This is a genomic window from Thermotoga neapolitana DSM 4359 (assembly GCF_000018945.1).
In the GTDB taxonomy this organism is placed as follows: domain Bacteria; phylum Thermotogota; class Thermotogae; order Thermotogales; family Thermotogaceae; genus Thermotoga; species Thermotoga neapolitana.
On the sequence record NC_011978.1, the window covers coordinates 760,085 to 780,865 of the forward strand.

The following is a 20,781-nucleotide window of genomic DNA, read 5'->3' on the forward strand; positions in this document are numbered from 1 at the left end:
TTCACAGCACTCAGACCTCCCTGGATTTTTAAAAGAGGGGGAGCATCCCCCTCTTTATACTGCTTGTGAGTTGACATCTTATTTTTCGATCTGTGCTCTGATCTTCTCGACTGCTTCCTTTAGGGCATCTTCAACGGAAGCCTGGTCGTTTATTATGATGCTGAGGGCATCTCCCATAGCAGACCAAACAGGTGCCATCTCCGGAACATTTGGCATTGGCACTCCCATGGATGCGCTCTCTGTGAACGCAACTACGTCGGGATTGTCTTTTACAAGTTCAAGAACGTCTTTTCTTGCAGGAAGTCTAGGATCTGCAAGGTAGAGTTTGTACATGGTGTCTTTCTTTGCAATGAAGCTCGTGAGAAATTCGATTGCGATCAGTTTGTTCGGGGATTTTGCGTTGATCATGAATCCCTGAACACCGACGAACGGTTTTGCAGGAACACCCGGCTCAAGTTCTGGTATGGGGGCAACTGCGTAGTTGATTCCGGCATCTTTGTAAGCTTTTGTTGCCCATGGACCGTTGATGATCATGGCAGCGAGACCTTCTTTGAACATGGAATCCATCGTTCCGTAGTTATCACCCGGTGTGAGAATTCCTTCGTCTATCATCCTCTTTATGAGTCTGGCACCCTTTATAGCTCCCTCGTTCGCAAGACCGATGTCTGTTACATCCAGACCTTCACCTGTCTGTTTAAACACGTACCCACCGTAACCCAAAATGAACGGAGCGGAGAAGTAGAAATTAGCAACATCGTAGATGAAGCCTCTGACCTCTCCTCCGTATTCCTCATCGATCTGCTTTGCAAGTGAGATGAGTTCCTCCATGGTTTTAGGAGGTTCGGGAACGTAGTCTTTGTTGTAAATGAGTGCAACTGCTTCCATGGCATAGGGAACACCGTAGAGTTTTCCACCGTAGGAGAAGGCATTGAGGGCTGTTTCGTAGAAGTTTTTCAGATCGGCAAAATTCGGTATGGGTTCTATCAAACCGTTGACGGCGAGTTCTCCAACCCAGTCGTGTGCACCGACGATGATGTCTGCACCCTGTCCCTGTGGAGCGGCGGTCAGGAACTTGGACTTGATGCTACCGAAATCAACGTACTGAACTTCGACAGGAACCCCGTATTTTGCCTTGAACTCTTCTCCGAGTTTCTGAAGGATGTCAACTTGCTTTTCGGAGCACCAGATGGTGAGTTTAACCTGCGCTAACATCAAAACGGACACCAGAACCAGCATCAGAACAAAGAGCCTCTTCACCGTACGCACCTCCTTTTGTTAATAAAAGTTTCACCATCACGAAATTCATACAACGTTCCACCCAGGATTTTAACACCAATTTTTTATTGTGTCAATTTGTGTCAATCCGTACTTAATAAGGATGAGTCTCTCCGAATACGCAATGTATCATGGTTTTCGATAGAACGGCCAAATTTTTGTTAACCCTCTTGACACGATGTGAATTCAGAGTTAATATAAACGATCGGAAGTGTGTTAATTTATTGACACTGTAATGTTTTGCCAAGAAGGAGGAGCTGTTGTGAGAAAATCTCTTCTTATAGTGTGTTTGACGATCTTCGTCTTTATTTCCTCCTGTGTTCAAACGAGTGGCCAGCAATTTCAGTCAACTAGTCTTTTCCCTATTTCTTCCAACGGTTCTTCTGTTAAATACCCGGTAATTTATGAAATATTCATAAGATCTTTCTACGACAGTGACGGTGACGGCGTAGGAGATTTCAATGGGGTAATACAAGAGATTGATTACCTTAAAGAGCTAGGAATAGACGCTGTTTGGTTCATGCCTTTCAACGAATCTGTTTCGTACCATGGTTACGACGTGGTCGATTATTACGATGTTGAAGATGATTATGGAACGATGGAAGATTTTGAAAACATGGTTCAAGAACTCCACAAAAACGGTATCAAAGTCATCATGGATCTTGTGATCAATCACACCTCCGACCAGCATCCCTGGTTCAGAGACGCTGTAGAGAATACAAGGAATTCACCATACTGGAACTACTACATCATGAGCCTTGAAGACCACTCCGGTCAGGATCACTGGCACTGGAAGGTGAATTCCAGGGGTCAGAAAGTCTGGTACTTTGGACTTTTTGGTTACACAATGCCCGACTTGAACCACGACAATACTTCTGTGAAAGATGAAGTGAAAAAAATAGTGGATTTTTGGCTATCCAAAGGTGTGGACGGTTTCAGAATAGACGCTGCAAAGCACATATACGGATGGTCGTGGGATGACGGTGTTGTAGCATCTGCTGAGTATTTTGAGTGGTTCAAAGATTACGTTCTTTCAAAAAAACCCGATGCAATAATCGTGGGTGAGGTATTCAGTGGAAACGTATCTGATCTTTCGATTTACCCCATTTCCGTTTTCAACTTCGCCCTCATGTATGGAATACGAAACAACCTCGAGGGAATAGATGGTCTTCTGGAGAACAACTGGGTTGAAAATTCTTTTCCTTTTCTGGAAAATCACGATCTGAACCGCTTTTTCTCACACGTTCAGGATGTATACAACTTGTTCGACGCTTCTGGCTACGAACTCATAAAAAAGCGCGTGGCTTTGTGGTATTTTCTGCTTTTCACGTTGAAGGGATCTCCTGTGATCTACTATGGAGGGGAAATAGGAACAAGGGGTTTCAAGTGGTACGGTCCCATCTACGATGAACCCCTGAGAGAACCCATGCAGTGGTACGCAGAAGGTAGTGGTGAGGGACAGACTTTCTGGACCAGGGAAATATACGATGCTCGTGGTGTGACATATGGAAACGCAAATGTCGATGGATGTGTGTACGATGACCCGTTCGATGGATTCTCAGTTGAGGAACAGGAGAACGATCCTAAGAGTCTTTTGAACTTCTTCAAGTTCATGCTGGGTTTTCGAAAAGAACATGAATCCATTTTGAATGGAGATCAGAGAATCTTCAGAGACTGGAAAAATCTGATAGCGTTTTACAGATACTCTTCCAACGAAGAATTACTCGTCGTCGTGAATCCAGATCCGGTCTGGCCAAACAGTTTCAGTTTCGAAAAAGATATGACCATGATCCTCGAGGTGGACTTCGAGAATTTCACCTGGAGCGAAAAAAACAATTTCTTTTCTTCAGGAGAAAACTTCGAGGTTTCCCCCATGAAGGGATACATTTTCAAAAGTGAGGAGGTGCGAAAATGAAGAAACTTCTTCTGGTTCTTCTGGTCGTTTCGTTTCTGCTCTACGGATGTCTGAGAACACCGCCCGTTGTTAAGGAAATGGTTTCTGTGGATGGGAATCTGAGTGACTGGGGAGAAAAAGTAAAGTCCGATCCCACTGACGATTCAAAGTGGGGAGCAGACAACGAACTCTTGAAGGCAGGGCTTTTGTTCGATGGAGAAAATGTGTACATTTCTGGTGAATATGTTCTTGGTGGTGACGGCAATCAAAACGTATTTCTGGCTTTGATCGACCTTGTTGGTGTGAGTGGAGCACAGGAAGTTTCTTACACAGGACTGAACGGGGCAACGAGAGAGTTCAAAAATTCTCAGGGTGACATAGACATCATAGTCGAAGTAGCCCAAAATAACAGTTACAAAGTCTGGAGAGTAGCGCAAGACGGCACGCTGACAGAGATAACAGATCAGGTGAGTGCGCAGTTTGGAACAGGTTCTACAATAGTTGAGCTTTCAATACCTATCACTGAACAGGTCGATCAGGTAAAGGCTGTCTTTGCCATCAGCGGTGGAACAGGCGGAGGAAAACAGTGGATTGGAGACTTCTATCCCAACCAGCCTGATCACGACGCAACATCGGATGGGGGGCTTACACAGCCAGCATCCGTTGTGAACTTTGTTGTGTGTGACAGCCAAGGTAATGTGACAGAAGAGATAAATCAGACAGAACCTACTCCAAGTGAAGAACAGCCCGCTCCACAACCCACAGCTACGATAACCGTAGATGGAGATTTGAGTGATCTTGGAACTCCCGTTGCAACAAGCACAAATCCTGGTGGAGGAAATGGAGCAGATCTGTACTAGCTCTATGTGACATACGATGCAACGTATCTTTACATAGGGTTCGATACTAAAAACACAGCAATCGATTCTGAGAACACTGGATCCTGGGATGTTGCATACGGAATAGGAATCGATACAAAACCTGGTGGTTATTACACTGGAGACAGCGATGCGTGGGGAAGAAAGATAAACTTCGACGCTGGATACGCTGTGGACTACGAGATCTATTTCTGGTGGATTGGAGGATCTGGCCTGGATAGCGACAATTTCTGCATATGGACTGGATCGGGCTGGGATTACAAATCAATAAGTGATGTTTCCGGAACGTTTGCCCACACAGGGGACACAACAGACGGTCTTCAGACGATGGAGATAGCGATTCCATGGAGTGCCATAGGTGGAAAACAGGATGTGGCTTTGATCGTCTGGGTAACAGGCGGATATGGTTCTTCAGCTGTAGACAGCATTCCTGATGATAGTACTATTGGTGATAACAGCAATGAATGGGGTGATTCTGATACATTCACAAACTTGTACTTTCTCAATGTAAACTGAGGGGGTGAAGATCTTGAAGAAGTTGATTCCTGCTTTTTTGCTGATTGTGTTTCTTTCTGGATGTATGACTTTGCTCAACATAAAGCTTCTAGATGGGGTTTATGTCGTTGGTGACTTTTCAAACGGAGTACCGAGTCCAGAGTACAAAATGACGCTTCAGGGTGGTTTTTACACCCTGGAGCTTCCCTCCTCCGTTTTGAACTTTGAAAATGACATCGCGTGGTATCAGGTCGTGGTCGTCGAAAATGGAGAGGTGGTGAAGACCTCTTCTGGGATTCCGCTGTGGAAACAACTCGTAGGAGAGAGCGTTACAGTGTACGCAACACCGAACCTGATGGAAAACAACACGGCAAAAGGAGTGGGAGACTCAGAAAAAGAAACACCTCCCTGGTACTGTGCTGGAGATTTCAACAACTGGGCACCTGAAGAGATGACCCTTCAAGATGGAAAGTTCATACTGAACACGGGATACACCATTTCTTCCGGTGAAACGGTGAAATACAAAATCGCAAGAAGCGAGGGCTGGAAACCATACGAAGAACAGTTCGACGGGACAAGTTACAACGCTGGATACGGTATGGACGCAACCTTCACCGCCGACAAAGATGGAACGCTCGTCATAGAGTACGATCCACGAACAAGCACGCTTCAAGCACGTGTGGAGTGAGGTGAGAAAGATGAAAAAATTCTGGATACTCATCTTCAGCGTGTTGATTTTGAGTTATGCGTTCTCCTTCTCCCCGTCAGGATCCATGAAGGTTGGCTATTCCTACGATCTGGAAAATCAGACCGGGTCGAACTACACAGAACTCTATCTTTCGGGGAACAACCTCTCCGGCGAGTTCACAACGAAAGATCTGAAACTCGACTCCGGATACATAAACCTCGATACAGACTTGATAGACTTCAAGGCGTATTACAACAGGTTGTTTGGTTCTACAGGAGACTGGATGGGAATATACACCTTTGACGACGATGGAGAGCAGAGAAACGGTGTTGAGGTCACATCCTTTGGATTCAGGGGCGTGATCGCAGGCGATGTTCAGTACCTTCAGTACCGTGGCAATCTTTCTGATATTTCTTTCAGCATGATGGCAGGAAAACATTCCTCGGTCAACGACATTTACTTTGATTTCAACTGGGAGCCCAACCTGAGATACTTTGGAGAAGTCGGCGTGAGTTACGAGGAAAAAGTGGGCGCAGAGAATTTCTTCTACATGATGGGAATCTCCTCCGTTGACTGGAAACACGGTGTGAAGATAACTGGTGTTGGATCCGAAACGCGTCTGGATTACTGTGACTTCGTGAACGACAACAGCCTGAAAGGGGAGATACTCGCAAACCTCTGGACAACGCTGGGAGATTTCAAACTCTGGATGGATTACAGGTTCAAGTCAAAAACCCCAAAGTACGGTTTTGAATACTCAATAAACGACTTCTGGTTCAAGGCCTGGAAAGAAGGAACGAAGTTTGACTCCGATATCCTCAACTGGGACGATTTTGGAATGGAAGTAGGAAAGAACTTCACTTTCATAGGCTTCAATGGAAAGGTCTCTTACAAGTTTGGAAAGCCTGCTCACGATTCCACAACGGCCCTGGGAGAAGTTTTCTATGCAGAACTTTCCAGATCCTTTGGGAACATCAACTTCTTCGCCAAATGGCAGTACTTGAACACACTCTACACAAAGGATTACACAGCCTATTACGAGTTGAAGGTATCCCAGGGAAGTTCTGAGTTCAAAATCGCCCTCGGTGATGGAGATTTCTCAAGCAAAACGACGTTTCAGAAAAAGGTTACCCTTGAATTTTCAACATGGTGGTAAGGAGGTGCTTGGGGCATGAAAAAGATCCTGCTTTTTGCTGCTTTGATAATGAGTATCTTTGCGTTCTCTGATGTCTTCGTCGAAAACGGCAAGGTGGTTTTCACCTTCCAGTGGGAAGGTGCAAAAGTGGTTTATCTTGCCGGAAATTTCAACAACTGGAGTCCAACGGCTCTTCCGATGAAAGAAGTTGAACCTGGACTCTGGAGAGCAGAACTCGAACTTGAACCTGGAACGTACCAGTACAAGTACGTGATAGATGGAACCACTTGGAAAGAGGATCCGAACGCTCCCGGATACGTGGACGACGGATTCGGGGGCTACAATGGAATATTCACACTTGTGGAAAAGGACGGAGAGCTCTTCATAGTTGCTTCTCAGAAGAAGGGAGAGGAAAAGAAATACGAACCCAATCCGGAAAGGGAAGACACTATCTTCGTTGAAGATGGCGTTGTGGTAATCAGGTACTACAACCCCGATGCGGAGTTTGTAACCATAGCCGGAAACTTCAACAACTGGAACGCAGAGGAGATAGAAATGTATCCAGTAGAGGACAGCTGGTGGGAAGGAGTACTGGAACTCGAACCTGGTATCTACGAATACAAGTTTGTCGTCAACGGAGAAGAGTGGGTCACAGATCCGAACGCGTTTGCGTTCGTTGACGATGGATTCGGTGGAAAGAACGGAGTTTTCGAAGTCTACGAAGAGAACGGAGAGTTGAAGGTGAAATCTCCTGTTGAAGAGGAAGAAAGCGTCGCTGAAGAAAAAGAACCTGTCGTTCAGGAAAAAACGCTCGAAGAAGGCCTCAGTGTGGAAGATGGATACGTTGTCTTTGTCGTGAAGAAACCGGAAGCCTCCGAAGCCTACGTTGCCGGAAACTTCAACAACTGGAGCACAACTGCAAATCCAATGGAAAGAAAAGGAGACCTGTGGGTGGCAAAAATTCAACTGAGCCCGGGAACCTACCAGTACAAGTACGTGTTCACAATAGCAGGAAGCCAGGTCTGGCAGGAGGATCCTTATGCTCCTTCCTATGTGCCCGATGGTTTTGGAGGGAAAAATGGTGCCTTCAGGCTCGTGGAGAAAGATGGAGAACTGGTGATAGAACCCCTTGAGGAGAAAGCAGGCGGTGAAACACCGTTCTTTGGAAAGTACTCCATCGATCTTACCTACCAGTATGCAACAGATACCTTTTTGAAGCCCCTTGAAAGTTCCCACGAACTCGTACTCGGTGTGGAAACCGATTTTCTGAAAGCAACTCTTGGTTTTAACCCTGGCGGATCTTTGCTTGAAAGCGCAAAAGTAGATGTAACAAGCGACAGTTTCAGGGTTTTTGGTCATTACAACACACCCATTCTGGGAGAGGAAACACCTTACGAAGACTGGCTCCAGAAAACTGGTTTTGGTCTTGGTTTTTCCGTTCTCTCGTACGAGATCATGGCAGATGTTGGGTTCGACATCGATGCCACAAAGGAAAGATTTCTCCTTGGTGTCTCGGGAGAAAACTTCGGTGCGTATTTTGGTATCAACTACCTTCTTGGAATGGAAAAGGTGAATCTTTTGGGCTTCTTCTCCTTTGATCTTCTCGGTGCCACGACAACCATCTGGGCAGGAACGATTTTCGACAATCCGGTTCTCTACTTCGTGAATCTCTCAATCGATGCCGATGTCTACGATCTGAAATACCTCTATTACGAGAAAACTTCTGCTGATGACAAAGGCCTTTTGAAGGCCAGTCTGGATGTCTTCAATCTGGAACTCTACGGAGACTACAACATGAACAACAACACCTACACCTTGAGTGCTGGGTACGTGTTCGATGATACGTACGTTCTTGGGCTTTCCTACAGATACGGCGATTACAACAACTTCGAAATCGACCCTGACAGAATTTCCGTCTTTGGAGAACTCAGAAACGACACGGCAAAGGCAAGGCTCAGCGTTACATACGATGCTTACAAGAACATCTTCGTGGAATTTTACGGTGAGGTCAACTTCTGAAGGTGAGGTGATCTTTCATGAAGACCAGATTCTGGATCCTGCTTGTTCTTCTTTTCGCTGTACTGATCTTTTCCGAAACTACCATAATAGTTCACTACCATCGGTACGATGGAAAGTACGACGGATGGAACCTCTGGATATGGCCTGTAGAACCCGTTTCCCAGGAAGGGAAAGCCTACCAGTTTACAGATGAAGACGACTTTGGTAAAGTTGCTGTAGTGAAACTGCCTCTTGATCTTACAACGGTGGGGATCATCGTGAGACTCAACGAATGGCAGGCAAAAGACGTCGCGAAGGACAGATTCATAGAGATAAAAGACGGAAAAGCAGAAGTGTGGATCCTTCAGGGAGTGGAAGAGATATTCTACGAAAAGCCAGATACTTCTCCACGAATTTTCTTCGCACAGGCAAGATCGAACAAGGTGATAGAAGCATACCTGACAAATCCCGTTGATACCAAGAAGAAAGGACTCTTCAAAGTCACAGTGGATGGAAAAGAGATACCCATCTCAAGAGTGGAGAAGGCAGATCCCACGGATGTGGACGTGACAAACTACGTGAGGGTCGTTCTCTCTGAGCCTCTGAAGGAAGAAGATCTCAGAAAAGATGTGGAACTGATCGTAGAAGGATACAAACCTGCCAGGGTCATCATGATGGAGATCCTGGACGATTACTACTACGACGGTGAACTTGGTGCCATTTACTCTCCTGAGAGAACGATCTTTAGAGTATGGTCTCCCGTTGCAAAATGGGCGAAGGTGCTTCTTTTCAGAAGCGGAGATGACACAGAGCCGTTCAAAGAAGTGGATATGGACTATAAAGGAAACGGTGTGTGGGAAGCGGTGGTGGAAGGAAATCTGGATGGTGTTTTCTATCTTTATCAACTGGAAAGTTATGGAAAGGTGAGAACAACGGTCGATCCTTACTCCAAAGCAGTTTACGCAAACAGCAAAAAGAGCGCTGTAGTGGATCTTTCCAAAACGAATCCAGAAGGCTGGGAAAGCGACAAAAGGCCACAGATCGGAGGATATGAAGATGCCATAATCTACGAAATTCACATAGCGGACATAACTGGCTTTGAAAACTCCGGAGTGAAGAACAGAGGCCTTTACCTTGGACTCACAGAAGAAGGCACAAAAGGACCTGGAGGAGTGACAACAGGCCTTTCACACCTTGTGGAACTTGGAGTTACACACGTTCACATACTGCCTTTCTTCGACTTCTACACGGGAGATGAACTGGACAAAGACTTTGAAAAGTACTACAACTGGGGCTACGATCCTTACCTTTTCATGGTACCTGAGGGAAGGTACTCAACAGATCCAAGGAATCCATACGCGAGAATCAGAGAAGTCAAAGAAATGGTGAAAGCCCTGCACAGACACGACATAGGTGTGATCATGGACATGGTGTTTCCTCACACTTACGGTATTGGAGAACTCTCTGCCTTCGATCAGACGGTACCCTACTACTTCTACAGGATCGACAAGACAGGGGCATATCTGAACGAAAGTGGATGTGGAAACGTAATCGCAAGTGAAAGGCCCATGATGAGAAAATTCATCGTGGACACAGTTACATACTGGGTGAAAGAATACCACATAGACGGCTTCAGATTCGATCAGATGGGTCTCATAGACAAAAAGACCATGCTTGAGGTGGAAAAGGCTCTCCACAAGATCGATCCAACGATCATTCTGTACGGTGAACCCTGGGGAGGCTGGGGTGCTCCCATCAGGTTTGGAAAGAACGATGTTGCCGGCACACACGTGGCCGCCTTCAACGATGAGTTCAGAGATGCAATAAGGGGCTCTGTGTTCAACCCAAGTGTCAAGGGATTCGCCATGGGTGGATACGGAAAGGAAACCAAAATCAAAAGAGGTGTTGTGGGAAGCATCAACTACGATGGAAAACTCATAAAGAGTTTTGCTTCAGATCCGGAAGAGACCATCAACTACGTTGCCTGTCATGACAACCACACCCTCTGGGACAAAAACTACCTTGCCGCAAAGGCAGACAAAAGGAAAAAATGGACCGAAGAAGAGTTGAAGAACGCTCAAAAGCTTTCCGGAGCCATAATACTCACCTCACAGGGAGTTGCTTTCCTCCATGGAGGGCAGGATTTCTGCAGGACGAAGAACTTCAACGACAACTCCTACAACGCTCCCATCTCGATAAACGGATTCGACTACGAAAGAAAGCGTCAGTTCATAGATGTGTTCAACTATTACAAGGGACTCATAAAACTCAGAAAGGAACATCCTGCTTTCAGGTTGAAAACGGCGGAGGAGATCAAAAAGCACCTGGAATTTCTGCCTGGTGGAAGAAGGATCGTTGCGTTCATCCTCAAAGATCACGCAGGTGGAGATCCGTGGAAAGACATAGTGGTGATTTACAACGGAAATCCAGAGAAGAGTACGTATAAACTTCCAGAAGGAAAGTGGAACCTCGTTGTGAACGGGCAGAAGGCGGGTACAGAGGTGATTGAAGTCGTTGAGGGAACGATCGAACTAGAACCACTTTCTGCCTACGTTCTGTACAGGGAATGAAAGAAGTGATAAAATGTCACAGGAAGCCCCAGCACCCGCTGGGGCTTTGAGATTCAATTCAGGAGGTTGATTCATGATGAAAAAACTGGTATTCGGTATCCTGGTTCTTGCAACGGTGCTTCTCTTTTCCCAGACTTTCCGCCTGGAGAAGATCCTTGGGTTCAGTGAAGTCTCCGCCATGACTTTTGAAAATGGCTACCTTGTTCTTGGAACAGGAAACGGTGAGATCGTTGTCTACAGGGATGGATCCTATTACAGGGCATTCAAAGTCCATGAAAACAGGGTAAACAGCGTCGTATACAGCGATGGTTTCGTTGTGAGCGCCTCAGACGATAAAACAGTCGGCATCACGAACATTGAAACGGGAGAATCTCACTTGCTCGAAGGTCATATGAAGGGAGTTTCCTCTGTTTCGGTTTCAAACGGAAAAATCTTCAGCGCCTCTTTCGATGGAACGGTGAGGATATGGTCCTTCCCTGACGGAAAAGAAATATCTTCTCAGAGATTCGGTCCTTCAGTTGTTCAAATTGCCGCAAGTGGAAACAGGTATGTCGTTGGTCTGGCCAACGGGCTTGCTGTGATCAGAGATCTTTCGAACCCATCTCTTTCTATCCCTCTCAAGGCCCATCCGGAGGGAATAAAGAAGATAGTCTTCTCTGAAAACGGCAAACTCATAGCCACATGCGGGGGAAATTCAGTGAAGGTCTGGGGCGCCTCAAGCGGAAGACTCGTTCTTCAAAAAGACCATGTCATAACGGTGAACGATGTTGATTTCCTCGGCAACGATATGGTTGTTTTCGTAACAGACGACTACAAGGCCGTGATCCTGAACGTTGAAAAGGGAGAGACGGTAAAATCTGTGAACGCCCACAACAACTTTGTCCTTCTGGTCTCATCGGACGATGACACCATAGTCACCTATGGTATGGACGGCATTGTGAACGTCTGGAATGCACAACTGGAACTCAAGTACTCTCTCTTTGGACACAAACTCTCGGTGAATGCGCTGGCAATCTCAGACGATGGAAAAACACTGGTCAGTGGTGGCGACGATAGAGAGATACTCGTCTGGGATGTGGAGAAGGGAAGGGTAACACACAGAATCAAAGCGCTTGCAAGTGTGAGAAAACTTCTGATAGTTGAAAACACCATCATTTCCTGTCTGGACAGTAACACAATCAAGATGTACAGTCTGGAAAACGGAAAACTAATCAAGAGAGTGAAGGTTGGAACAACCAGCACCATGGATGTGTCCCTCTTCGATGGAAAAGTTGCTGTTGGCTTTTATGATGGAAGTGTTGCGCTGTTTGATTATCCTTCCTTCAACGAGATATGGAGAAAAGATACAGAACACGAGATCGTTCAAACCATCGATATGAACGAAAAGTTCGTTGCCTTTGGAGTGTCTTATTCTGATCCAAAGGGAAAAACAGGATATGTGGAGGTCCTTTCAAAGGAAACGGGTGAAAAGGTGTTTTCCTTTGATGCCCACAGCGGAAACGTGAACGCTGTGAAGTTTGCGGAAGATTACCTTGTATCCGGTGGTGAAGACGGAAAGATCGTGCTCTGGAGTTTAAGCACTGGTTCAAAGGTGAGAGAGATCTCTCTTGGTGAGGCCGTATCTTCTTTGCTTTTCAGCGAAGAAAATCTTTTTGTTGGGACATGGAACGGAAACCTTTATGTTTTCGATTTTCCGGAACTGACTTTGAAAACCAAACTGAAGGTATCGGATCAAAAGGTGGGACATTTTGTGAAGGTAGGCAGTCAACTCCTGATTCCCTGTGGAGACGGAAAGATAAGGATCTTCGAAGAGAAATGAGGGGGAGTTCCCCCTCTTTCTTTCACACCAGTCTTTCACTTATCATCATGGATGAAAGAATCGAAGTTCCAACCAGGACCACTTCTTTGTTCGAAAGACTTCCTTTCTCAACGGACACCTCTTTGTTCATAGGATGAACCTGTCTTTTTGTCTCCGAGACAATTTTCTCGAAAACACTATCAGGGAGAAACACTCCTTCTCCTCCAACGATCACGATTTCTGGACTTAAAATGTTAACAAGATTCACAATTCCATCTATCAGGATGGTTGTGAACTCGTCCAGGATCTTCTTTGCGAGGTCATCCTTTTCGTACAGGCTGCACAAAGCCTCGAATTTCTCGTACATGGTCTTTCCAGGAAGGGCTTTTTCCTTTTCGTACTGATGCACACAGTGGGATATGGAGGTGTTTGCCTCCCAGCACCCCACTCTTCCACAGAAACAGGGCCCTCTGTCGTACATCTTCATGTGACCGATCTCTCCGGCTGCGTTGAACGATCCTTTGTACAACCTTCCTTCAATGATGATTCCTCCACCTATTCCTTCCCTCACAAGGATGTACACTATGTTCTTTCGATCTCCGAAGTGTTTGTTTTTCATCGTTTCTGCGAGGGCTGCAAGGTTTGCATCGTTTTCCAGATAGACTTCGAACACCTTGAAGTACTTCTCTACATCGACGTCTCGCCATCTGTTCAGGTTCGGAGCGAACGCCAGCTTTTTGTGGGTCTTATCGACAGAACCAGGAACGCCTATCACGATGAGAGGAAACACACCGGGAAACCTGGAAACCCTCTCCGTCAGGACTCTGAAGCATTCCTCTGGTGTGTCCGGTGTATCGAATTCATCGATGACCTCTACAGAACCATCGAAGAAGGAAAGCCCAACCAGAGAGTGTGTCACACCAAGATCGACCACTATCGCTTTAGAAAACTCTTTGTTCACATAAAGTCTTTTGGAGTGTCTTCCAAGTTTAGAGGGGAGAATTCCCTTCTCGTAGATCATCTTCTTTCTCTTCATCTCGTTCACGAGTTTTGTGACGGTGCTGGGATCGAGCCCTGTTTTTTCTGAGATCATGTTTCGAGTGATCCCGGGCTCAAACCTGATCGTGTTGAGAACCCTCAATTTGTTGATGGTCCTCGTCTGCTTCAGAGAGTATATTTCCATGTTCTGCAATTTCTGAACCTCCTTCACCCACTCAAACCAGCTGCGAGTTTCATAACCTTTTCCTGGGAAGCCTCTTTGGCATCGATGATACCAGCGAGTTTTCCAAAGCTCATAACGGCTATTCTGTCACTCATTTGAAGAACCTCTGGAAGTTCTGAGGAGATCATGATGACTCCAACTCCCTCTTTTGCAAGATGCGACATGATCCTGTATATTTCTGCCTTTGCTCCAACGTCTATTCCCCGTGTTGGTTCATCCAGTATGAGAACCTTTGGTTTCAAAGCAAGCCATTTTGCCAGAACAACTTTCTGCTGGTTTCCTCCAGAAAGGTACAGAACTTTCCTGTCTGGATAGGGTGGCCTTATGTCGAACGTTTCTATCGCCCACTTTGCCAGTTCTTTTTCTTTTCTGAACGATATGAACGGTCCTTTCTTTATTCTGTCAAGGCTTGGAAGCGATACGTTGTGCATGATGCTCATGATGAGTATGAGCCCAAGTCTTTTTCTGTCCTCCGGTACAAGTCCCATACCATGTTCTATCGCATCCAGTGGATGGTTTATCTCAACTTTCTTTCCTTCTATGTATATCTCCCCACTTTTCTTCGGCCTGAAGCCAAATATCGTTTCCATCAACTCTGTCCTTCCTGCACCAACAAGTCCTGCAAATCCAAGGATTTCTCCTTTTCTCAAACTGAACGACACGTTCTCAAAGCCATCTCCAGAAAGGTTCTTCACTTCCAGTACCACTTCCCCGGGCTCGTGTTCTTCTTTTATGTAGAATTTCTCCAGTTTTCTTCCCACCATCATCTCCACGATCTTTTCTTTCGTCAGGTTCTCTATCCTGTCTGTTCCTATGTACTCTCCATCCCTCAGAACGCTCACCCTGTCACATATCTCGAAGATCTCCTCCAGTCTGTGAGATATGAAGAGTATCGCAACTCCCTTCTCCTTGAGTTTCTTCACCACCTCGAAGAGTTTCTCTGTCTCTTTCTGTGTGAGGGATGATGTGGGCTCGTCCAGTATGAGTACTTTCGCCTTCTTGTAAACTGCCCTCGCTATCTCCACCATCTGCTGGATCGCTATGGAGTATCTCCCCAGTTTCTCCTCAGGATCTATCTCTATGCCAAATTCTTCTCTCATGAATCTTTCCGTCTCCCTGTACATTTTCTTGTAGTCTACAAATATCCCTCTCTTCTCTTCATCTCCCATGAACATGTTCTCCGCCACGGACAGATTGTCCATTACCGACAACTCCTGAAACACCGTCACTATCCCCGCTTTTATCGCTTCACTCGGATGACTCCACCTCACACTTCTGCCGTCGTATATGATCTCCCCTTCATCGGGTTCATACACCCCTGCTATGATCTTCATCAACGTACTCTTTCCCGCTCCGTTCTCTCCTACTATCGCATGTACCTCCCCCGGATAAAATTCTATACTCACTCCCTTGAGTGCATGTACCCCGGGGAATCTTTTGTGTATCCCCCTTACCTCGAGTATGGGCTTCATCTCTCTTTCGCCCTCCTGATCTGGTCTATCGCTATCGCTATGATGATCACTATCCCTATCACTACTTGCTGCCAGAACGACGATACACCAAGCAGTATCATCCCGTTCCTCAAAACACCCATTATCACCGCTCCCAAAAACGCCCCAAGTATCGTCCCTTCTCCACCTGACAAACTCGTTCCTCCTATCACCGTCGCCGCTATCACGTCAAGTTCGTATCCCTGACCCGCATTGGGCTGTGCCACACCAAGCCATGCCGTCAATAGAAAACCTGCAAATGCCGCCAAAAAGCCGTTTATCGTGTACACCATGATTAGTATCCTGTCCGTCTTGATCCCAACCAGCCTGGACGCCTCTTCATTCCCACCTATCGCATAGATCCTCCGCCCCGTCACGGTGTACTTCAAAAATATGTGGCTGATCACACCTATCACTGCCATGTAGATCACCGGAACCGGTACGGGCCCTACCATTCCCTGACCGTGTATCGTGAAACTCTCAGGAAACGGTGATATGGGCCAGCCACCACTCAACACGTATGCAAGACCCCTTCCTACACTGAGCATACCAAGTGTGCTGATGAACGGTGCAAGTTTTGCCTTTGTGATCAAAAAACCGTTTGCAAGCCCAAATCCAACACCAACTAAAAGCCCCAAAACTACACTCCAGAAGGGTGATAACCCTCTTTCATTCATCAAAAGCCCCATCACCACGCTTGCTACACCCAGTACCGACCCAACCGAAAGATCTATCCCGGCTGTGATGATCACCATCGTCATCCCAAACGACATGATCGCTATGAACGATACGTTCAGTATTACCGTGAATATGTTCTCTACCGTCAAAAACTCTTCCGTCGTTATCCCCAAAAATATCACGATCGCTACCAGTATCAAAAATATTCCCGCTTCTTTAGCCTTGAACAACCTCTTCCACAACTCGACCACGCCTCCCTTGTCTTTATTCTTTAATGAAGGGGGGTTTAACCCCCCTTCTTCGTTGATTCTACATTATCAGCGCTTAGAATAGATCTTCTTTGCGTATTCGTAAAATTGATCAACGTTTTCTTCTGTTACAACGTCCACTCCTGTGTCGATGATATAGTCAACTGTTCCATCTTCTCTGACAACTTTCGGGAGTATCTTCAATGTGTTTTCTACACCAACTTTTACCATGTTGTAGAGAACAAGAACGGAGAGGTAACCCATGTCATAAGGTCTCTGACCAACAAGACCTTTGACAGCACCAGCTTTGACGAGTTCAAGTTCTGGAAGCAGAGTATCAAAGCCAACCACCAGCAGATCTTTCATTCTTTCGGGACCGCCAAGAGCGGAGATCACGGTTTCTTTTGGAGCAAAGAGAGGCCATCCACCGGACATGAACCAACCATCGAGGTCTGTGTATTTCCTGGTCACGTCCCTGATGATCTGAATAGCCTTTGCTGAATCGTCGTCACACGGGAACGGGTCAGCCACATAGACGATCTCTCTTCCACTCTGTTTGGAGTATTCTTCGAGGGCGTCTCTGAATCCTCTGATTCTCTCGTTCAGGTTGAGGGCCGCAAGACCACCGGTGAGTATGGCAAGTTTGATGGTCTTTTTCTCGGGCTTGTACTTTTCGATAAGCTGTGCCATCAACTTTCCAGCCTCGTATCCTGCATTGTAGTTGTTGGTTCCTATGTACACGTACCTTCCACTGTCTGGTGAATCAGAATCGAACATGATCACCGGTATTCCCTTGTCGAGTGCCCTTTTAACCACCACTTTTATCGCTTCTGGGTCGTTTGGAGAGATACCTATTCCGTCGACACCTTTCACAATGTAACTCAGGATCTTTTCTGCCTGCTTCGCAGCGTCTGCTTCAACGGGTGCGTCGAAGATTGCTTTGATCCCCAGTTTCTCTGCCGCGTCTCTCATCCCGTTTTCAACTGCAAACCAGTATGGATTGTTGAGAGATTTAGGAGCAAGAAGAATGGTGATGTCTTCTGCAAAGACGAACACGGAGAGCGCAAGAAACAGTCCCAGAAAAACCAGTCCCTTCTTCATGAAAACACCTCCTCAACAGAGAGTGTAATTTAAATTTAACGTAGAATTATGCTGTTTTAGGAAATTGTCTTTTTTTCAGTAAAAGAACAACACAGGTTATTAATTTCCAACGGAATCAAATTAACTCCTGCTATATTATCGCACATGGGGTCCTTTTTCTTCAAATTACTTTTTGACAAGAAAAAAGAAGATAGAAGGAGATTCCGTACCATAATCGGAAATAATTTGCTGTAAAAGTAAATAATCACCAAAAATGATTGGTTATTAGCCCTTCACCGCTCCGGCACTCAATCCCGCTATGATCCTGTTCTGGAATATCAGAACGAGGATGACAAGGGGAAGTGTGACTATGACAGCAGCTGCCATGAGTTGCCCCCAGGGTATTTCGTACTGAGATGCTCCTTTGAAGAGGGCAACTGCAACAGGGACGGTGTACAGACTCGGCTTTTGCATGAAGGTGAGTGCAAAGAGGAACTCGTTCCAAGCTGCAATGAAGGTCAAAAGACCCGTTGCCACAAGTCCCGGTGCCGACATGGGAAGAACGATGGACCAAAGTGTTCTCAGTTTTGAAGCACCATCGATGAAGGCAGATTCCTCAACTTCTTTAGGAAGTTCTCTGAAGAAACTCTGAAGTACCCAGACCGTCAGAGGAAGGTTCATGGCGGTGTAGGGTATGATGAGACCTGTGTAGGTGTTTATCAGTTTCATGCTCCTCAAGATCAGAAAGAGAGAACCGAGGATCGAAACCTGCGGGAACATGCTCACCGCAAGAATCAACGACATCACGATGACCTTTCCTCTGAACTTGAGTCTTGCGATTGCGTATCCGGCAAGCGACCCTACAACCAATGCCAAAACCGTGGTTATACCTGCCACTATGATACTGTTTTTGATGTTTATGTGGAACGGTCTTTCCTTGAAGACCTTCACATAATTTTCAAAGGTGACTCTCTTTGGGAAAAGAGAGGGGTTCTTTTCGAAAAGATCCTGATCCGGTTTTATCGAAGAAACAAAAGCCCAGTAGAGAGGAAAAACACACCACACGAGAATGAAGGCAACGGCAACGTAAAGAAGTATCTTCTGTGTTAAGGAACGGCTCATTTCTTTCCCTCCTCAATCGAGTCTCAATCTCAGAGACTTTATGTAGAGGATTGCAAAGATCGAAATGAGAACGAATATGAACACAGAGATCGCCGAACCGTACCCAAACCACGCACCGGTGAAAGCCCTGTCCATTAGAACATGTCTGTTGTACACGGCCAGGGTTTCCGTGTTCACCGCTCCCCTTGTCATGATGTAGACGACGTCGAACACACGCAGTGCATCGAGTGTTCTGAAAATCAAAGCCACCCCGATCGTGGGTGTTATGAGTGGAAGGGTGATCCTGAAGAATCTCTGCAGCGTACTGGCGCCATCTATCCTCGCTGCTTCGTAGATATCCTCAGGAATCACCTGAAGCCCAGCGAGTATCAGCAGAGCCATGAAAGGTGTGGTTTTCCATACGTCAACGAATATGATGGCCCACATAGCAAGCCCCGGAGTTCCAAGAATAGGAGTTCCAGGATCTATTATCCCCAGTTTTTCCCAGAGCCTTGACATTATTCCGAACTGATCATGAAACATCCATCTCCACATTTGAGAAGAAATGGCAGTTGGTATCGCCCACGGAACAAGCATCGCTGCCCTCACCATACCCCTCAGGGCGAACTTCTGGTGAACAACAAGGGCGATGAGAACCCCAAGAACAGTCTCCAGTGACACCGAAATGACAGTGAAAAAGATGGTGTTCTTCAATGCCATTAAAAAGCGTGTGTCCTGAAAGAGTCTGAAATAATTTTGAAGGCCCACAAATTTCCTTTCTATGCCGGGCCTCAATCCAAAACTGTAGAAACTGTCGTAAAAGGTCTTGAAAAGAGGAAAAAATGCCACTATCGATATAACAAGGATTGTCGGCAGTATCATCCAGAACGCTGTCCAGCCGCTTCTTTTCTCCATGTTTTTTCCTCCTCGCTTCTTCTAAAGATAAGCGAGGGGGCGCCCCCCTCGCATCTGTCACTGGCCGAGTAAGAACTTCAGCTCTTTTGCGATGTTCTTTATCGCCTCTTCCGGTGTTGTCTGCCTCGTCAGAGCAGCGTGCACATACCTCTGAATTACATCGGACACTTCACTGTAGTTTGCAACTCTTGGTCTTGGAAGAGCGTTCAGGAAGACGCTGAGGAGTTCTACCATGAATGGAGCTGCTTCTTTGAGTCTTGGATCCTTGTAGACGGCTTTCCTTGTTGGGTTCTGACCAGCGTTTATTGCTTTGTAGAGCTGCTGCTCATAACTTGTGAGGAACTTTATGAGTTTCTTTGCCGCTTCTTTCTCTTCAGGAGAAGAGAAGCTGTTTATTCCAAGCATCCAGCCACCGAGAGTTGCCGCCCTTCTTCCGCCGGGTCCCATCGGAAGAGGTGCTACTCCAACCTTTCCTTTGATTGGAGATTCGTCGCTGTTCACAAGGGACCACGCGTACGGCCAGTTTCTCATGAAGACTGCCTCTCCGTTCTGGAAGATTCTTCTTGCGTCTTCTTCCATGTAGGTGGTGACACCCTCGGGCGTGACTTTGTGTTTGTAGATGAGATCAACCATGAATCGAAGTGCATCGACGGCCTGTGGCGAATCGATCACAACGTTTCCGTTTTCGTCCAGAACGTCTCCACCAAAAGACCAAAGGTACTCGAGGAAATCACACACGAGCCCTTCGTATCTTGCACCCTGCCAGACGAATCCGTGAATACCTTCGGCCTGAGAGATCTTCTTTGCCATCTCAACGAGTTCATCCCATGTTCTTGGAGGATGATCGTAGCCGTACTTTTCGAGAAGATCTTTTCTGTAGTAAAGAAGGCCCGCATCGGTGAACCATGGAACTGCAACGATCTTTCCGTTGACTGTAGCAGCCATCACCGTTCCGGGGAGGAACTCACCGAGTTCGAAGTAGTCTTTATCGGCCGTCAGATCCTCGAGGAACGGTGCAAACTCTGCCGGCCAGATCACATCGAGCATGAGAACATCCGGGTCACTCTCACCGGCGGCGAAGTACGTGACATAGAGGTCGTGCCTTTCGGTTGAACTGTCCGGCATGGGTATGATCTCTACTTCGATGTCTGGATACTGCTGCTGGAACATCTCGATCTGCTTCTTCAAAACCTCAAGTTCTTTTCCGACCCCTCCAGATGTCATGGTGATCTTCACGGCGAAGAGACCACCAACCAGAAGAACAGCAAGAAGCAGAGCAAGAAACTTTCTCATGATAAGAACACCTCCTTTTGATA

16 protein-coding genes are annotated in these 20,781 nt (G+C 46.4%); 8 read left to right on the forward strand and 8 right to left on the reverse strand.

From position 1 onward, the window contains the following. Nucleotides 1–78: 78 nt before the first annotated feature. Nucleotides 79–1,257, reverse strand: a complete 1,179-nt coding sequence (gene malE, locus CTN_RS03770; RefSeq protein WP_038067104.1) for a maltose/maltodextrin ABC transporter substrate-binding protein MalE — start codon at nt 1,255–1,257, stop codon at nt 79–81. Between the two features lie 253 nt (nt 1,258–1,510). Here malE and CTN_RS03775 point away from each other — a divergent pair, with 253 nt between their 5' ends. The 8 genes from CTN_RS03775 (at nt 1,511) to CTN_RS03805 (ending at nt 12,752) form a co-directional block, all read left to right on the forward strand. Then, the gene (locus CTN_RS03775) at nt 1,511–3,190 is read left to right on the forward strand and encodes an alpha-amylase family glycosyl hydrolase (RefSeq protein WP_015919259.1); all 1,680 of its coding nucleotides are present in this window, start codon (nt 1,511–1,513) and stop codon (nt 3,188–3,190) included. Beyond that, complete coding sequence (locus tag CTN_RS10065; protein ID WP_015919260.1) at nt 3,187–4,029, forward strand: hypothetical protein; 843 nt, start codon at nt 3,187–3,189, stop codon at nt 4,027–4,029. Before CTN_RS03775 ends, CTN_RS10065 begins: the two co-directional genes overlap by 4 nt. A 6-nt stretch (nt 4,030–4,035) precedes the next feature. Beyond that, complete coding sequence (locus CTN_RS10070; RefSeq protein WP_015919261.1) at nt 4,036–4,563, forward strand: hypothetical protein; 528 nt, start codon at nt 4,036–4,038, stop codon at nt 4,561–4,563. Between the two features lie 13 nt (nt 4,564–4,576). Further along, the gene (locus CTN_RS03785; RefSeq protein ID WP_038067109.1) at nt 4,577–5,230 is read left to right on the forward strand and encodes a hypothetical protein; all 654 of its coding nucleotides are present in this window, start codon (nt 4,577–4,579) and stop codon (nt 5,228–5,230) included. A gap of 10 nt (nt 5,231–5,240) precedes the next feature. Continuing rightward, nucleotides 5,241–6,386, forward strand: coding sequence for a hypothetical protein (locus CTN_RS03790; protein ID WP_038067112.1), 1,146 nt, complete (start codon nt 5,241–5,243; stop codon nt 6,384–6,386). 15 nt (nt 6,387–6,401) lie between these two features. After that, nucleotides 6,402–8,384, forward strand: a complete 1,983-nt coding sequence (locus CTN_RS03795) for an early set domain-containing protein (RefSeq protein WP_015919264.1) — start codon at nt 6,402–6,404, stop codon at nt 8,382–8,384. Between the two features lie 17 nt (nt 8,385–8,401). Beyond that, nucleotides 8,402–10,933, forward strand: coding sequence for a type I pullulanase (gene pulA / locus CTN_RS03800; protein WP_015919265.1), 2,532 nt, complete (start codon nt 8,402–8,404; stop codon nt 10,931–10,933). Nucleotides 10,934–11,006: 73 nt separating this feature from the next. Next, entirely contained in the window at nt 11,007–12,752 is a 1,746-nt protein-coding gene (locus CTN_RS03805) for a WD40 repeat domain-containing protein (RefSeq protein ID WP_015919266.1), read from the forward strand. A 22-nt stretch (nt 12,753–12,774) separates the two neighbouring features. Here CTN_RS03805 and CTN_RS03810 read toward each other — a convergent pair whose 3' ends face one another. The 7 genes from CTN_RS03810 to CTN_RS03840 form a co-directional block, all read right to left on the reverse strand. Then, a complete protein-coding gene (locus CTN_RS03810; RefSeq protein ID WP_041437582.1) occupies nt 12,775–13,923 on the reverse strand; it encodes an ROK family transcriptional regulator in 1,149 nt (382 codons plus the stop codon). 14 nt (nt 13,924–13,937) lie between these two features. Continuing rightward, a complete protein-coding gene (locus tag CTN_RS03815) occupies nt 13,938–15,425 on the reverse strand; it encodes a sugar ABC transporter ATP-binding protein (protein WP_015919268.1) in 1,488 nt (495 codons plus the stop codon). Further along, nucleotides 15,422–16,372, reverse strand: a complete 951-nt coding sequence (locus tag CTN_RS03820; protein ID WP_015919269.1) for an ABC transporter permease — start codon at nt 16,370–16,372, stop codon at nt 15,422–15,424. Before CTN_RS03820 ends, CTN_RS03815 begins: the two co-directional genes overlap by 4 nt. Nucleotides 16,373–16,438: 66 nt before the next feature. Continuing rightward, on the reverse strand, nt 16,439–17,470 hold the full coding sequence (locus tag CTN_RS03825) for a sugar-binding protein (protein WP_015919270.1): 1,032 nt from the start codon (nt 17,468–17,470) through the stop codon (nt 16,439–16,441). 264 nt (nt 17,471–17,734) lie between these two features. Further along, nucleotides 17,735–18,571, reverse strand: coding sequence for a carbohydrate ABC transporter permease (locus tag CTN_RS03830; RefSeq protein ID WP_015919271.1), 837 nt, complete (start codon nt 18,569–18,571; stop codon nt 17,735–17,737). A gap of 12 nt (nt 18,572–18,583) precedes the next feature. Next, the gene (locus CTN_RS03835; RefSeq protein ID WP_015919272.1) at nt 18,584–19,465 is read right to left on the reverse strand and encodes a carbohydrate ABC transporter permease; all 882 of its coding nucleotides are present in this window, start codon (nt 19,463–19,465) and stop codon (nt 18,584–18,586) included. A gap of 57 nt (nt 19,466–19,522) precedes the next feature. Continuing rightward, nucleotides 19,523–20,758 (reverse strand): ABC transporter substrate-binding protein, encoded by a 1,236-nt coding sequence (locus CTN_RS03840; protein ID WP_015919273.1) that lies wholly within the window; start codon nt 20,756–20,758, stop codon nt 19,523–19,525. Between the last annotated feature and the right edge of the window lie 23 nt (nt 20,759–20,781).

Coding starts and splice junctions, on each gene's coding strand:
- CTN_RS03775 (WP_015919259.1), top strand. CDS start 1,511: ATGTTTTGCCAAGAAGGAGGAGCTGTTGTGAGAAAATCTCTTCTTATA.
- CTN_RS10065 (WP_015919260.1), top strand. CDS start 3,187: ATGAAGAAACTTCTTCTGGTTCTTCTGGTCGTTTCGTTTCTGCTCTAC.
- CTN_RS03790 (WP_038067112.1), top strand. CDS start 5,241: ATGAAAAAATTCTGGATACTCATCTTCAGCGTGTTGATTTTGAGTTAT.
- CTN_RS03795 (WP_015919264.1), top strand. CDS start 6,402: ATGAAAAAGATCCTGCTTTTTGCTGCTTTGATAATGAGTATCTTTGCG.
- pulA (WP_015919265.1), top strand. CDS start 8,402: ATGAAGACCAGATTCTGGATCCTGCTTGTTCTTCTTTTCGCTGTACTG.
- CTN_RS03805 (WP_015919266.1), top strand. CDS start 11,007: ATGATGAAAAAACTGGTATTCGGTATCCTGGTTCTTGCAACGGTGCTT.
- CTN_RS03815 (WP_015919268.1), bottom strand. CDS start 15,425: ATGAAGCCCATACTCGAGGTAAGGGGGATACACAAAAGATTCCCCGGG.
- CTN_RS03825 (WP_015919270.1), bottom strand. CDS start 17,470: ATGAAGAAGGGACTGGTTTTTCTGGGACTGTTTCTTGCGCTCTCCGTG.
- CTN_RS03830 (WP_015919271.1), bottom strand. CDS start 18,571: ATGAGCCGTTCCTTAACACAGAAGATACTTCTTTACGTTGCCGTTGCC.
- CTN_RS03835 (WP_015919272.1), bottom strand. CDS start 19,465: ATGGAGAAAAGAAGCGGCTGGACAGCGTTCTGGATGATACTGCCGACA.
- CTN_RS03840 (WP_015919273.1), bottom strand. CDS start 20,758: ATGAGAAAGTTTCTTGCTCTGCTTCTTGCTGTTCTTCTGGTTGGTGGT.